Raw genomic sequence first — 15166 nt, 5'->3', positions numbered from 1 at the left:
ATATATTTAGAGGTAACTTTTGAAAGAGACAGGTTCTTTATTTTCTTAGGTAAGGGATAAAATCAGGAAAAAATAATTGATGATAAATACCAAATTGCCAATTTGAATTCTCGCGACTTAATTATTAGTGTTGCACTAGCCAGTTTAAGCGAAACAAAATTTTTAAAGAAATTGATTGGTTTCCCGGTACTTCTTTTGCAAGTCTGTATTGAAGATGAGCATAATAATGTTGTTTATGCTGGGGAACAGTATATTATCTTCGACAGATATGAATTTCACGTATAATTAGCTTGTTAATCGACCAATATGGTTAAAGGGTGTATTGTAAGTAATGATTAAATTCCAACAAATACTTCTGGCACTACACCTAATTTATTTGCTTTAACGGTTGAATTGTCTAATTTTGTTATTTTGAGTGGAAAAAATAATTGGCATTAAATTCTAAATAGATTTAGAATGACATATAAAGCCATCAGAGCCAATCAGTAAATACTCTTGAGGGAAGATAAATGAAAAAAAGCAAATTAGCTATTGCCATTATTAATGTTATTTTTTTGACAACTATTCCTGCGCTTGTACTGCATGAACCTACACCAGTTTCAGCAGCTACAGTTAAAGGTTTTGTCAAAACAAAGAAAAATAAAAAAGTCCGGCTTTATAAGCTTTCTGGAAAGCATTCCAATTATTATGCCAGTCCTAAGTATCAATACCCATATAGCAGTAAAAAGAAGATTGGTAAAAAGAAGCTAACAGCTTATAAGATAGGTAATAATTCACATTGGCTTTTAGCTAAGGATGCTAAAGTTATTAAAACGATTAAGCCAAATGTCAATGTTCAAGCTACAATGAAATTGCCAGCGGGTTATACCAGAGCTGAATTGCTTCAGGCTTATCAAGGGAATCCATCTAAGGAGTTTATTGATGCCTCAATGAGCGGGATGGATACTAATGATTTTAGTCGGATTAAAAACGGTGAAACCAAGGCCGATGATCAAACTATCGTTGATTTAAGCCAGCTTACGCCGGAACAAACCGATACTTTAACGACCTTTTCTCTGCGTCTGATCAATCAGGCTCGCAATGACTTGGGGTTAGATCCTTGGCGCGATAGTATCGGTGCGCGCAAGTTGGCTCAAGATATTGCGACTGAATATGCCGTAAATAAGAAGACCATTCGCGATAGTCATTATGTCCCAGGCATCGTTCGTGCATGTAAAGCTAATGGCCTAGATTTAAATGATAATTACGTTGAAGACATGGCCGGCTTTTATAATCAAAATAATACGATGACAATGACTGAACTTAAAAAGAGCGTCTATTTTGGCTTAAAGCAAATGATGTTCGGCTATACTGGCAGTGGCGAGCAAGGACGAAAGCAGCGTAGTAATTACCAGGAATGGGAACATGCCGGCGACTTGTTTAATACGCAAGGTTCGCTTCACGATGGCGATTATAATTACTATGGTTTCAGCATCTCGCATACTGATGATATTTGTTCAATGCATTTTATTAGCGTACCGACTTATATTGCTAAGAATAAAAAGTATAATACTGGTTTTAAACCTTAAATAAATAATTTTTAGTTTTGAGACAGCTGCAAGAGGCTGTCTTTTTTGTCCTATTTTTTACTGCTAAAAAGAAATAATTGCGCTAAAATTAACCTTATTATTAAAGTGAGGATTTATGCATGGCAATTTATATTCGATTAGCGCAAGAAAGTGATTTAACGCAAATAATGGCAATTATTAATGAAGCAAAGCAATTGCTGAAAAGCGATGGTATCCCGCAATGGCAAAATGGTCGCCCGAATGAACAAATTTTACTGGATGACATTGTCAAAAAGCGGGCATATTGTTTAATGGTTGATCAAGCAGTTGCCGGTATTGCTGTTTTGCAAACTAGTATTGAGCCTAGCTATGCTGCGATAGACGGCGAGTGGCAAAATGAAATCGATCAGTATGCCACTATCCACCGGATTGCGATTTCTGCTAAATTTCGCGGACAGCATTTAGGACAAATATTTATTTCTAACTTAATTTCTCGTGGCCTGTTTTTAGGAATATCAAATTTCCGCATTGACACTCACGCAGTTAATCTCCGGATGCAGGCGCTGATTAAATCTGCCGGCTTTAAATATCGCGGCGTCATTCGCATTGATCAAACAAAAGATGGGCTCAGAAATGCCTTTGAACTAAACTTAGTTTAAAAGTTCTAGTTACCGTGCCACGTAAAAATTTGCGCTAATTAATTAGGGCAAAATAGGACTTTGTTTTAACTAATTAAGGAAATGCAATATTTGCTTATGCGACCGCATGTGAGCTCAAATCAGAAAAAATAAATTTTTCTCTTGACTTGCGCACGACATTTTTCTATACTATTAAATGTTGAGCAGTCAAGTAAAAGCTCAATTGCATTGGGTTATAGCCAAGCGGTAAGGCACTAGTTTTTGGTACTAGTATGCGCTGGTTCGAATCCAGCTAACCCAATTGTTCTTACGAACACCCAACCCAAGAAAGACAGTTCATTAAGTTGAGCTGTCTTTTTTTGCCGTAAATTATTTCTGGATGCCGGGAGTAATTGGCTTGATTAGCCTTTGTAAATAAGTACACGATTAATTAAAGTGACTAAAATGAATTAGATATTAAAAAAATATGGTAGAAAATAGTTTTTATTAAATGTATAATTAACAAAAATGAAAAGGAAAGTTTGGTGAAAAAATGGTTGATTTAATAAAGTACACGAGAAAGGGCTTAGCAGACGCACCCTCGAATCCAATTTTGAAGTTTTCGGATTATGCCAGCAAGATTCCTGATGTAGTCAAGTTTACCTTAGGTGAACCTGATTTTAATACACCGGATCATATTAAAAATGCTGCCAAGAAAGGGATTGATGAAAATCACTCCCATTATGCACCGTCAAACGGAACGATGGGCTTACGCAAAGCGGCGGCAGACTTTTTGGCGCAAAAATATGGGCAAAAGTATGACCCAGAAACTGAAGTGCTGGTTACAAATGGCGTAACGGAATCGATTTTTGACACGGTTTGCGCTTGCTTGAATCCGGGAGACATTATGGTGGTTCCGACTCCAATATTTCCGCTCTATATGTCTGATGTCAATATTTTAAATGATGGTGCTAAAATCGTTACGATTGATACTTCAAAAGATGGTTTTAAGTTAACGCCAGCTAAGTTGCAAGCAGTTCTTGATGAATACGGTGACAAAGTACGGATGTTGGTCATGAATTATCCGACAAATCCGACTGGGGTAATGTATAGCCAAGAAGAGCTTGACGCCATCGCAGATGTGATTCGGGACAAACCAATCTTTGCCTTATGTGATGAAATATATAGTGAACTGAATTATGATCAGCCTCATGCTTCAATGGAAAAATCTCTGCATGACCAGGTAGTTCTGATGAACGGTGTGTCCAAGGCTTGGGCAATGACCGGGTATCGAATCGGAATTGTTTGTGCACCGCAGGCTATTTTGGAACAAATTGCTAAGGTTCACCAAACCATCGTGACTACTGAGCCAACGCCAATGCAGGACGCTGCTGAGGAAGCCTTCAAAAATGGTATGAATGATTCTGAACCAATGAAGCGTGAATTTCAAAAACGGCGAGATGTTTTGTACCAGGGCTTAACCGATATTGGCTTTGAATGCGCAAAACCGCAAGGAGCTTTCTATATTTTTGCTAAAATTCCGGCAGGATTAGAACAAGACGATTCTAAATTTATCTATGATTTGGTTGATAAAGCACACGTTGCTGTGACTGCGGGCTCAAGCTTTGCTTTGGGCGGCCAAGGCTATATTCGTTTTTCTTATGCTGTCAGCATGGATCAGATCAATGAAGGCTTGCGCCGAATTAAAAAATACGTTGAAGAAAATAAGTAAATAATTTTGCAAATTTTTGCTTGCAATTACGCATGTTTTTAGTTAAGATAATTAACGTGCGTAACGGAGGAGTAGCGAAGTGGCTAAACGCGGCGGTCTGTAAAACCGCTCTCTCTGAGTTCGGCGGTTCGAATCCACCCTCCTCCATTATCACTGGGTTATAGCCAAGCGGTAAGGCACTAGTTTTTGGTACTAGTATGCGCTGGTTCGAATCCAGCTAACCCAATAAAAATTATCGAAAAAAGGCAGCTTTTGGGTTGTCTTTTTATTTTTCTAAAGTTTTTCCTGTGAATTGCGTCAATTAAACTTACCATTTAACTAATCAGTCTAAAAAATAGTACAATAAAGGCTAGTTTACTTTTATAAGAAGGGAATTTTATGTCGAGACTAGTTAACGTTGGTGCTGGAGGCGGCGAAATCAGTTGGCATGAAGCCCTCAAGGACTTACGTGCAGATGACGTTTTATTGCTGGAGCCAGGTTTTTATGAATTACCTGCAAAAACCTTGTTTTCCAACATTACGATTAAAGGCACTGGCAGTTTGCCAGAAGACACCACAATTCTAGGTTGTGTCAACTTAGCCACTGACAGTCAATTTGTTAATTTAGAAAATTTATGTATTAACACTAACAATGATTCTAATAGTTTATATGTACCGGCAGAAGCTAATACATATTTGACGCTGCGAAATTGCGTTATTAAGGGCTTTGGCACGGATACGGCGGCAGTAGCTATTAATGGCAAGGCCACCTTGGAGTTATATTCAACGGTAATTTTAAATGGCTCTGTTTCAATTTATGCTGATGCTGATTTTCGGTTAGAAATGAATGATTCCTCAATAGAGCATGTTTCTGAAGAATTTGGTGCGCTAGCAATTGAGGGCCACGGGACGGCAATTATCAATAACTCGCGTGTTTACGGCAGTATTGATACCTTTACTAAAACAAATGCAGAGGTCGATTTAAACAATTCAATTGCTGATTCAATGCTCTTGCAGGGGCAGGTTTGGTTAAATATGCTTAACAGCAAGCTTTTGTCTACTGATGATACCTGCATGTATATTACGGAAGAAACATGGGTTAACATTGTTGGCAGTAATTTTAATGGGGGCATTTATCTTGATCAAAAACCGCACGTAATTGTGCAAAACTGTCAGATTAATCGCTTAATTGCTGTCAATGAAGCGGTCATTACGCTTAGTAATTCAGTTATTATTAATCACGCCGATTTTCAAGACCACGTTAAATGTACTGCGCGACGCGCTACTTTTAATGGCGGTGCGGATTACCAGTATTTCTTGGCATTAGGTGATTATGCACTTCTTGAAGGGCACGATTTAATTTTAAATTCTAACGGTGCTGATCTAGCCGTTAAAGACCAAGCTCAAATGCGTGCTAGTGTGATTGCTAGCAGTGATTCTTCGATTACAGTTGAATGCGGTCAAAAAGCTAATATTCGTCTTTTAGGAATGAAGTGGACCACTAAGAAAAAATAAGCTAAAAAAATAAATTTAATAAAGCTTGTGCAAGGTAGACCAATTTGGATTATAATAAGAATTATCGTTGGAGGTGTACTAATGGAAGAGCCGATGTATATAAAAATTCATAATCAGATTAAACGTGAAATTGAAAATCACGTTTATCAAGTTGGTAGCCGGATACCGGCTGAACGACAACTTGCACTAAAGTTTGGGGTTTCACGAATGACCTTGCGCCAGGCTATTAAAACGCTGGAAGATGAGGGTATTTTAGAACAACGCCTTGGCAGCGGCACTTACGTGGCGAATCAGAAAGTCCAAGAGAAAATGTCGGGGATTATGTCTTTTACTGATATTACTCATGCTAACGGTCAGACACCTTCAAGTAAGTTGATTTCTTATCGTTTTGGTAAGCCATCTTTATCAGAAACTGAACGGTTAAATTTAAAAGATGACCAGGAGGTTTTGCGGATGGAGCGAATTCGCTATGCTGATAATGTTCCAATCTGCTATGAAGTGGTTACCATCCCACAAGAGTTGATTAGTAAAATTTCTAAGGCCGACATTTCTTCGCACTTGTATCAGGCCCTTGAAAAGAATGGTTATCAAATTGGTCGTGTTACTGAACATATTTCGGCAGCTGTAGCCAACGAAAATTCTGCGCGGCTGCTTGATGCCAAAAAGGGCGAAGCACTAATAACGCGCTTGCAGGTAACCGAGCTGTCAACAGGGCAGCCATTTGAATATACGCGTGCAAGTTATGTGGCCGACCGCTTTGAATTCACTTTTTCCAAATAAAAAACTCTGAACTGGTTAATATCAACTAGTTCAGAGTTTTTTTATTTCAGGTCCTTTTTGATTTTAGTGGTTGAAATTCCCGGAGTGCGGGGCAGGTAGACGACATTGCAAACTGATTTCAGAAAATCGAATTTACCTTGCCAGTCACTGCCCATAACAAAAGTATCAATATGATACTTAGTGATATCCGTCACCTTTTGGTCCCAATCTTCTTCGGGAATCACTTCGTCCACATAGCGAATAGCCTCAAGAATAAACTTGCGTTCAGCATAATTATTATATGATTCTTTGTGTTTTTGAAATTCATTAAATTCATCGGTTGAAAGGCCAACGATTAGGTAATCACCTAATTCACGTGCACGCTTAAGTAAACGAACATGACCATAATGCAATAAATCAAATGTGCCGTAAGTAATAACTTTTTTCATATTTGGTGCTCCTATTGCTTTGACGATTTAATATTATCATATTTGTAGAAAAGGTAAAACATATCCCGTATTAACTAATAGTCTGCTAAAATAAAGTTAATTAACCACGAGAGGAGATTATCATGGATAAAGTAGATGTTTTAGGTGTTGATTTTGATAACAAAAGTTTTCATCAATTTCAAAACGAATTTATCGGGCGAATCAATGTTCACCAGTCAACATTTGTGGTTACTGCTAATCCTGAGATTGTGCTGGCAGCCAACGAAAATCCTGAATTCATGAAAATTTTAAACTATGATGCGGACTATATTACTCCTGATGGAATAGGAATTATTAAAGCTGCTAATATACTGGGTACACCGTTAAAGGAACGAGTAACTGGCTATGATTTATTTACTTGGTTAATGAAACTAGCCAATGATCGTAGCCTTCGCGTCTACTTAATCGGAGCAAAGCCAAACGTTATCCATGCAATTCAAGATAAAATAGCCCATGAATATTCTGATATTCAACTAGTCGGAGCGGAGGATGGTTATTTCAAAGAAGATTTGGAAGTAATAGCCTATCAAATTGAACGCGCTGAGCCCGACTTAGTATTTGCTGCGTTAGGATCACCGCGCCAAGAGCAGCTATTAGCACTTTTACGCCGTAATCTGCTCCCAGCCTTAATGATGGGAGTGGGCGGTAGTTTCGATGTCTTTTCGGGTATGGTTAAACGTGCGCCACAACTATGGCAAAGAGCTCATCTTGAATGGTTTTACCGTTTGCTTAAAGAGCCATTGCGGTTTAAGCGTGTGAGCAAGTTGCCAAGATTTATGCTTGATGTTCATCAAGCTAAAAAGGAAAAGAAATAAAACATGAAAGTTCTGCATGTCAATGCTGGTCTTGAATCTGGCGGTGGGTTGACCCATATTATCAATTTGCTAAAAGAAGCCAAAAGCGAAAAAAAGGATTTTACATTGTTATGCTTAGCGGATGGACCAGTTGCTAAGGCCGCTCAAGAAGCAAAAATAAATTATCATGTTTTGGGGGTAAAGAGTCGCTATGATTTGACCAGTCTTCGCCGCTTATCCGACTTTATCAACCATGGTAATTTTGACATTGTGCATACGCATGGACCGCGAGCTAACCTCTATTTAGCCTTAATTAAGGGAAAAATCACGGCGAAGTGGTGCGTTACCGTCCATTCTGATCCCTATTTAGACTTCAAGGGGCGAGGTTTTTTAGGCAAAGTCTTTACCCGCCAAAATATTCGTGCGCTCAAAAAAGCTGATTGTATTTTTGCGATAACCAAAAGATTTGCCGACTTAATCACTACCAAAGCTGGCATTTCGGCCGCTAAAGTGCATGTGATTTATAACGGTACTTTTTTCCATGATGATTCAGCCATTCCGGCTAAATATGAGCACCCGCATTTTAACATTGTTAATGTTGCCCGCTTAGAAAAAGTAAAGGGGCAAGAATTGCTTTTGCAGGCGCTAAAGAAGCTCGACAATGGTAATGTTCACTTGTATATCGCAGGTGATGGAACCCAAAAACGGTCTTTGCAAGAATTAACGCAAGAATTGGAATTGGGCCCACAGGTGACTTTTCAGGGCTTTATGACTCATAAGCAGTTGAAACATCTCTACCGGCGAATGGATCTTGCGGTTCTAACTTCTTATTCCGAAAGTTTTCCCTTAGTCCTTTTGGAAGCAAGTGATAATCTCTTACCTATTTTATCGACTGATGTGGGTGACATTGAAATGATGATACCTGACAAACGCCATGGCTTCATCGCTAACACGGGCGATGTGGCATCGATTACGGCGGTACTGCAAGCAGCAGTTAATACTCCTAAAGAAGAACTTAAGCAAATGGCATTTCGTGAAAAAGCTTATGTTGCGGATAACTTCTCTTTGAATAAACAATTGTCTAGTATTCTTACCGTCTATCAGTCTTTAATAAAAGGTGACTAAATTGTTTAAACTTGCTTAAATGTTTATAATTAAACCAAAACTGTTATAGATAAGTTAAGAGGACATAATGTTTTACCAAGAATTAGATCAAGATGATTCCTTGACCTTACATACAGATTTGTATGAAATTAATATGATGTATACCTACTTTAAAAAAGGGATTTCCGAACGTAATGCCGTTTTTGAAGCTTATTATCGCAAAGAGCCATTTGGCAACGGCTACTCGGTTTTTGCCGGTCTTGAGCACGTGATTTTATATCTCCAAAACCTGCATTTTAAGGAAAGCGATTTGAAGTATCTTAAAGATGAAGTAGGTTATGATGATGACTTCATCGATTATTTACGTAATTTCAAATTGCAACTAACTGTTCGCTCAATGAGTGAAGGCGAAATTGTTTTTGCTAATGAACCACTTATTCAAGTGGAAGGCCCGTTAGCACAATGTCAATTGGTTGAAACAGCAATTTTAAATATTATTAATTACCAAATTCTTTTAGCAACTAAAGCAGCGCGGGTGAAGCTGGCTGTTCAGGGCGATGGCGTCATGGAATTTGGAACGAGAAGAGCCCAGGAAACAGATGCTGCATTATGGGGAACAAGAGCGGCTTATATCGGCGGTTTTGATTCAACAAGCAATGTTCGTGCCGGTAAGTTATTTGGAATCCCTGTTTCTGGAACCCATGCGCACTCGTTAGTTGAGGCTTTTGGCAGCGAATACGAAGCCTTTAAGGCTTATGCCGAAACTCATCATGATTGTGTCTTTTTGGTCGACACCTATGACACAGTCAGAAGCGGCGTTCCAAATGCAATTCGGGTAGCCGATGAAATGGGTGATAAAATCAATTTCCAAGGTGTCAGGATTGATTCGGGTGACATGGCTTATATCTCTAAGCAGGTAAGACATGAACTAGATAACGCTGGCTATCCTGATGCCAAGATTTATGCGTCTAATGACTTGGATGAAACGACAATTACTAGTTTAAAAATGCAGGGAGCTAAAATCGACGTTTGGGGAATTGGTACTAAGTATATAACAGCTTACGACCAGCCGGCTTTGGGTGCAGTTTATAAATTGGTTTCAATTGAGGATGATCAGCACCAAATGCGTGACACGTTAAAGATTTCTTCTAATGCGGTTAAGGTTTCCACTCCAGGTAAAAAACAGGTTTGGCGGATATCTGCTAATACTGAAAAGAAAAATGAGGGTGACTGGATTGCCCGTGCTGGTGTCGACCCGCGGAAATTTGATTCGCTCTATATGTTTCATCCGCAATATAACTACATTAATAAGATAGTGACAGATTACACGGCTCAGCCGCTGCTTCACGATATTTTTGCAAATGGTAAATTAGTATACGAAAAACCAAAACTAATTGATATTAAGAAGTTCTGTGCTGCTAACTTAGATGGTCTATGGGATGAATACAAGCGAAGTCTGAATCCGCAAGAATACCCAGTGGATCTTTCCCAGGATTTATATGACAGTAAGATGAATATGATTCAGGACATTCGCAGTCAAATCAATAAAGGAGAAACTACTCGATGAGACCATTACAAAAAGAAATTATTGCTTATGAACACGTCTTGCCTAAAATAGATCCACAAAAGGAAATTAGACGGTCAGTTGATTTTTTGAAAAACTATTTAAAGGCTAACCCATTTTTAAAAACCTACGTATTGGGGATTTCTGGTGGTCAAGACTCGACTTTAACCGGTAAATTGTGTCAAATGGCCATTACCGAAATGCGGAAAGAAACCGGAGATCAGTCTTATCAATTTATTGCGGTTCGCTTACCCTATGGCGTGCAAGCCGATGCTGCTGATGCCGCCGATGCGGTTGCTTTTCAACAGCCTGATCAAGATTTAATTGTCAACATTAAGCCTGCTGTTGATGCTATGGTTGCTGGTTTAACCACTGCTGGCGAAAAAATTTCGGATTTTAACAAGGGCAATATCAAGGCCCGTGAAAGAATGGTTGTACAATACGCAATCGCTGGTGCCAACAACGGTGCAGTCGTTGGCACTGACCATGCTGCAGAGAATTTTAGCGGTTTTTATACTAAGTACGGTGATGGTGCAGCTGATTTAACCCCATTGTTCCGTCTGGATAAACGGCAAGGCAAACAGATGCTGCAAGAATTAAATTGCCCTGAGCATTTGTATTTGAAGGCACCAACTGCTGATTTGGAAGAAGAACAACCTGCTCTTCCAGATGAAACGGCTCTGGGCGTTCGTTACCAAGATGTTGATGACTATCTTGAAGGGCGTGAAGTTTCAGAAGAAGCTGCAGAACGAATTGAAGACTTGTGGCGTAAAAGTGAACATAAGAGACGGCTGCCAGTAACCGTTTTTGACGATTTTTATCTTAAGTAAAGAAACAAAGAAGCTTATTAAAGCTTCTTTTCTTTTTCCTTAATGTTATTGACAGTTTGCTGATACCGGACGTAAATTGGGTGTAATGATATTGGTAATTAAAAATAAGCTTAGGAGGAAAACAAGATGATTCGATCTGCACAAGAAAGCGACGCGGAACAAATTCAAAAAATTAATCAAGAACAGCTTGGGTATGATTATCCTGTGGCCAAAACGGCTGCCAATCTCAAACGGCTACTTGCTGATCAAGAGCACCACCTTATTCTCGTTTATGTTGACGATACATCTAAGAAGGTAATTGGCTATATTCATGTCGAATTATTTGAGGAACTTTATTTTGCCCCAATGTATAATATTTTGGCGCTAGCTGTTAGCCCGCAAACGCAGCATCAAGGAATTGGTTCCAAGTTAATGACTGAGGTTGAGCACATTGCACAAAAAGCTGGTATTACTGAAATTAGGCTAAGTTCAGGGGAGGAACGAACCGGTGCGCACAAATTCTATGAGCATTTGGGTTACACCTATCTTAAAAAGCAAAAACGCTTTGGGAAAAAGTTGGGATAAATTATTTAAATAAATATGCATACAGCAGTAATCAAACTTAACTGCTTATTGACAAAGATAAGCCAAGTAGTACAATTGTTTTTGACTTAAGATATGTTTTTTAGGCCAATCAATCAAAGAGAGAATCGGTTGCTGAGAAAGATTTATTGATTACTTAAAAAATGCTCCTTACGTTTTTATATAATAAAGATTATTAAGAGGTAACAAGCACTGTTGCAATTGAGGTGGTACCGCGTTTTAGGCGTCCTTAAAGATAGCAATGGTGTTTTTTATTTTGACAAAAGGGAGAAAATTAATGAAGAAACTGACAAGTTCTGAATTTAGACAAATGTTTTTAGACTTCTTTAAACAGCATGGTCACATGGTCTTGCCTAGTCAGTCACTAATTCCACAAGATGATCCAACTCTTCTTTGGATTAACTCTGGTGTGGCGACAATGAAGAAATATTTTGACGGTTCCGTTGTGCCAAAGAATCACAGAATCACAAGTTCGCAAAAATCAATCCGGACTAATGATATTGAAAATGTCGGTAAAACGGCGCGACACCAAACTTTCTTTGAAATGCTTGGCAACTTTTCTGTAGGTGATTACTTTAAAAAAGAAGCAATTACTTGGGCTTGGGAATTTTTGACCAGTCCTGATTGGCTTGATTTTGATCCGCAAAAATTATACTGTACCGTTTATCCTAAGGATACCGAAGCCCAAAAGATTTGGCTTGAAGTCGGAATGCCGGAAGATCACATTGTCAAACTTGAAGAAAACTTTTGGGATATTGGCGAAGGTCCTTGTGGTCCCGATTCCGAAATTTTTTATGATCGTGGGCAAGAAAATAATGATGTGGCCGAAGATGATCCTGAAAACTTCCCTGGTGGGGAAAATGCGCGTTACCTTGAAATTTGGAACATTGTTTTCTCACAATACAACCACTTGGCAAATGGTCAATATGTTGATCAGCCCCATAAGAATATTGATACCGGTATGGGATTAGAGCGTGTCTTGTCAATTTTGCAAGATGCTCCAACCAATTTTGAAACAGACCTCTTCTTACCAATTATCCATGAAACAGAAAAAATGACTGCCAATAAGAAGTATGGCGAAAATAAGGCAGATACAACTGCTTTTAAAATCATTGCTGATCACGTAAGAACAGTTAGTTTCGCAATTGCCGATGGCGCTTTGCCTTCCAACACAGGACGTGGCTATGTTTTACGGCGGTTAATTAGACGGGCAGATTTAAATGGTCAACGGTTAGGAATTAAAGGCGCATTTTTGTATAAATTGGTTCCAGTAGTTGGCAAGATTATGGAAAGCCATTACCCTGAAGTCACAGACCAGAAGAGCTTTATCGCTAAGGTAATCAAGAACGAGGAAGAAAGATTCCAATTGACGCTTGATTCCGGCTTGAGCTTATTAGACGATTTAATTCAAGCTGCGAAAAAAGATCATGATAAAACAATTGCGGGTAAGGATGCGTTCAAGCTCTTTGATACTTACGGCTTTCCGTATGAATTAACCTTTGAGACCGCTCAAGATGCAGGCTTAAAAGTTGATAAAAAAGGCTTTGATGCAGAAATGAAGGCACAAAAAGAGCGTGCCCGTAAGGCTCGTGGTAATCTGCAATCCATGGGTGCACAAGATGAAACCCTGATGAACTTAAAGGATAAGTCAGAGTTTGAATATGGTGTCTATGAAGAAAAGCACGCTAAGCTAATCGACATTATTGTTGATGATAAGTTAGTTGATAAAGCCGATGGCGAGCAGGCTACGTTAATTTTTGACAAGACCCCATTTTACGCTGAACGCGGTGGCCAAGTGGCTGATCACGGTGATATCTACAACCATGATGGTGATTTGGTAGCTAAAGTAACAGACGTGCAACATGCACCAAACGACCAAAACATGCACTTTGTTGATGTTATTTTGCCACTGGAAAAAGGACAAGAATATACCTTAAAAATTGACCGCGTCCGTCGTGAAGGCCTGCGTCATTCACATACCGCAACGCACTTGCTACACGCCGCTTTACGGAGTGTGCTCGGTGAACATACCCACCAAGCAGGAAGCTTAGTTGAACCAGATTTTCTCCGCTTTGACTTTACTGCCGTCGAGCCAATGACTCCTAAAGAACTTAAGTCAGTTGAAAACATGGTTAACCAAAAGATTTGGGAAGCAATTGATGTTAAAACGACTATTACTGATCCCGAAAGTGGAAAAGAAATGGGCGCTTTGGCTTTGTTTGATGGCAAATATGGCGATCAGGTTCGGGTAGTTCAAGTTAGTGATTTCTCCATTGAATTTTGTGGGGGAACGCACTGTGCTAATACTAACCAAATCGGTATTTTTAAGATTACCTCGGAATCAGCTATCGGAGCCGGTTTAAGAAGAATTGAAGCCGTAATGTCGAAGAAGGCTTATGAATACTTAGCTAACCGTTCAGAATTACTGGATGAGATTCAAGCTGAAGTAAAATCGACTAAACCGCAAGATATTTTGGATAAGGTTGACAGTCTAGAACAAGACTTGCATGATAGTCAAAAGCAAGTAGAAGAACTTAATTCTAAGATTAATCAGATTAAAGCCGGAGCAATTTTTAATAACGTTGAACAAGCCGGTGACTTAACGGTTATCGCTCAAAAAGCCGATGTTAACGGCATGAATGACTTACGTGAACTTGCAGATACGTGGAAGAGCGGTAATACGTCAGATGTCTTAGTTTTAGCTGCTGGAAAAGATGGCAAAGCAAACATGATTATTAGCTTGAATCAAAAAGCTCTTGATCACGGGTTAAAGGCTGGCGATTTAATTAAACAAGTTGCCCCAATCTTCGGTGGTGGCGGCGGTGGTCGTCCAAACATGGCTCAAGCTGGTGGTAAAAAACCTGAGTGTCTTGACGAGGCGATTAAGCAAGTTCTCACACTAGTTTCAAATAATAAATAATTGAGTTTATCCTGCTTTTCAAGTAAAATTAAGCAAGGAGGAATAATTATGAGTTCGCTAGATAAGACAATGCATTTTGACTTTAATGAAAATAAAGGCAAAAATGTTTATGATACTCTGCAAGATGTTTACAATGCCCTTGAAGAAAAAGGGTATAATCCCGTTAATCAGATTGTTGGTTACTTATTGTCTGGTGATCCGGCTTATATTCCACGGCATAATGACGCTCGTAATTTGATTTTAAAGCACGAACGTGATGAAATTATTGAAGAGCTTGTTAAAAGTTATCTTGGAAAAAACAAATAGATGAGACTGCTTGGTTTAGATGTTGGATCAAAAACTGTTGGTGTAGCTGTTAGCGATGAGCTAGGCATAACCGCCCAAAAGGTCACAACAATTCCAATTGATGAAACACGATTTAATTTTGGCATGCGCCCACTGAAAAAAATTGTCCGTGAATACGATCCAGATGGTTTTGTCTTGGGTTTGCCCAAAAATATGGATGGCTCATCTGGAGCATCTGTTGCTCGCAGTAAGGCATACGGTAAAAGGCTGAAAGATAAATTCGGATTGCCCGTTTATTATTCTGATGAACGATTAACGACAGTTGAATCAAGTCGGGTTTTGGTCGAAGAAGCCGGAATTCATGATCGGCACAAGCGTAAGAAAGTAATCGACCAAATGGCCGCGGTTTTGATTTTGCAGAATTATTTAGACTTAAACCGAAAGGATTAA

Annotated in this window: 14 protein-coding genes and 3 tRNA genes; 16 read left to right on the top strand and 1 reads right to left on the bottom strand. The window is 39.0% G+C overall.

What is annotated here, in order from left to right:
• Positions 1-509 precede the first annotated feature (509 nt).
• The 8 genes from J3U54_RS08360 (at position 510) to J3U54_RS08325 (ending at position 6170) form a co-directional block, all read left to right on the top strand.
• The gene (locus J3U54_RS08360; protein WP_103753078.1) at positions 510-1568 is read left to right on the top strand and encodes an SEC10/PgrA surface exclusion domain-containing protein; all 1059 of its coding nucleotides are present in this window, start codon (positions 510-512) and stop codon (positions 1566-1568) included.
• Positions 1569-1687: 119 nt separating this feature from the next.
• A complete protein-coding gene (locus tag J3U54_RS08355) occupies positions 1688-2206 on the top strand; it encodes a GNAT family N-acetyltransferase (RefSeq protein WP_103753077.1) in 519 nt (172 codons plus the stop codon).
• A gap of 208 nt (positions 2207-2414) precedes the next feature.
• Positions 2415-2486, top strand: a tRNA-Gln gene (locus tag J3U54_RS08350).
• Positions 2487-2717: 231 nt separating this feature from the next.
• Positions 2718-3896, top strand: a complete 1179-nt coding sequence (locus tag J3U54_RS08345; RefSeq protein WP_103753076.1) for an aminotransferase class I/II-fold pyridoxal phosphate-dependent enzyme — start codon at positions 2718-2720, stop codon at positions 3894-3896.
• 65 nt (positions 3897-3961) lie between these two features.
• Positions 3962-4043: transfer RNA gene (locus tag J3U54_RS08340), tRNA-Tyr, on the top strand.
• 7 nt (positions 4044-4050) lie between these two features.
• Positions 4051-4122: transfer RNA gene (locus J3U54_RS08335), tRNA-Gln, on the top strand.
• A gap of 152 nt (positions 4123-4274) precedes the next feature.
• A complete protein-coding gene (locus tag J3U54_RS08330) occupies positions 4275-5390 on the top strand; it encodes a hypothetical protein (protein ID WP_267385717.1) in 1116 nt (371 codons plus the stop codon).
• A gap of 81 nt (positions 5391-5471) precedes the next feature.
• Positions 5472-6170 (top strand): GntR family transcriptional regulator, encoded by a 699-nt coding sequence (locus J3U54_RS08325; RefSeq protein WP_103753074.1) that lies wholly within the window; start codon positions 5472-5474, stop codon positions 6168-6170.
• A gap of 41 nt (positions 6171-6211) precedes the next feature.
• Here the strand turns inward: J3U54_RS08325 and tagD are convergent, their stop codons facing one another.
• Complete coding sequence (gene tagD, locus J3U54_RS08320; protein WP_267385716.1) at positions 6212-6598, bottom strand: glycerol-3-phosphate cytidylyltransferase; 387 nt, start codon at positions 6596-6598, stop codon at positions 6212-6214.
• A gap of 122 nt (positions 6599-6720) precedes the next feature.
• Here tagD and J3U54_RS08315 point away from each other — a divergent pair, with 122 nt between their 5' ends.
• The 8 genes from J3U54_RS08315 to ruvX all read left to right on the top strand — a co-directional run bounded on the left by J3U54_RS08315 (position 6721) and on the right by ruvX (position 15166).
• Positions 6721-7452, top strand: a complete 732-nt coding sequence (locus J3U54_RS08315; protein ID WP_267385714.1) for a WecB/TagA/CpsF family glycosyltransferase — start codon at positions 6721-6723, stop codon at positions 7450-7452.
• Positions 7453-7455: 3 nt separating this feature from the next.
• The gene (locus J3U54_RS08310; RefSeq protein ID WP_267385713.1) at positions 7456-8556 is read left to right on the top strand and encodes a glycosyltransferase; all 1101 of its coding nucleotides are present in this window, start codon (positions 7456-7458) and stop codon (positions 8554-8556) included.
• 67 nt (positions 8557-8623) lie between these two features.
• On the top strand, positions 8624-10102 hold the full coding sequence (locus J3U54_RS08305) for a nicotinate phosphoribosyltransferase (RefSeq protein WP_267385711.1): 1479 nt from the start codon (positions 8624-8626) through the stop codon (positions 10100-10102).
• On the top strand, positions 10099-10929 hold the full coding sequence (nadE, locus tag J3U54_RS08300; RefSeq protein ID WP_267385710.1) for an ammonia-dependent NAD(+) synthetase: 831 nt from the start codon (positions 10099-10101) through the stop codon (positions 10927-10929). Before J3U54_RS08305 ends, nadE begins: the two co-directional genes overlap by 4 nt.
• Positions 10930-11055: 126 nt before the next feature.
• Positions 11056-11493, top strand: coding sequence for a GNAT family N-acetyltransferase (locus tag J3U54_RS08295; protein WP_220220794.1), 438 nt, complete (start codon positions 11056-11058; stop codon positions 11491-11493).
• A 295-nt stretch (positions 11494-11788) separates the two neighbouring features.
• The gene (alaS, locus tag J3U54_RS08290; protein WP_267385709.1) at positions 11789-14431 is read left to right on the top strand and encodes an alanine--tRNA ligase; all 2643 of its coding nucleotides are present in this window, start codon (positions 11789-11791) and stop codon (positions 14429-14431) included.
• Between the two features lie 48 nt (positions 14432-14479).
• Complete coding sequence (locus J3U54_RS08285; protein WP_103753066.1) at positions 14480-14737, top strand: IreB family regulatory phosphoprotein; 258 nt, start codon at positions 14480-14482, stop codon at positions 14735-14737.
• A complete protein-coding gene (gene ruvX / locus J3U54_RS08280) occupies positions 14738-15166 on the top strand; it encodes a Holliday junction resolvase RuvX (protein WP_103753065.1) in 429 nt (142 codons plus the stop codon).

The sequence above is a fragment of the Lactobacillus sp. B4007 genome (assembly GCF_026535895.1).
GTDB lineage: Bacteria > Bacillota > Bacilli > Lactobacillales > Lactobacillaceae > Lactobacillus > Lactobacillus panisapium.
This window is presented reverse-complemented; position numbering and strand designations above follow the sequence as displayed.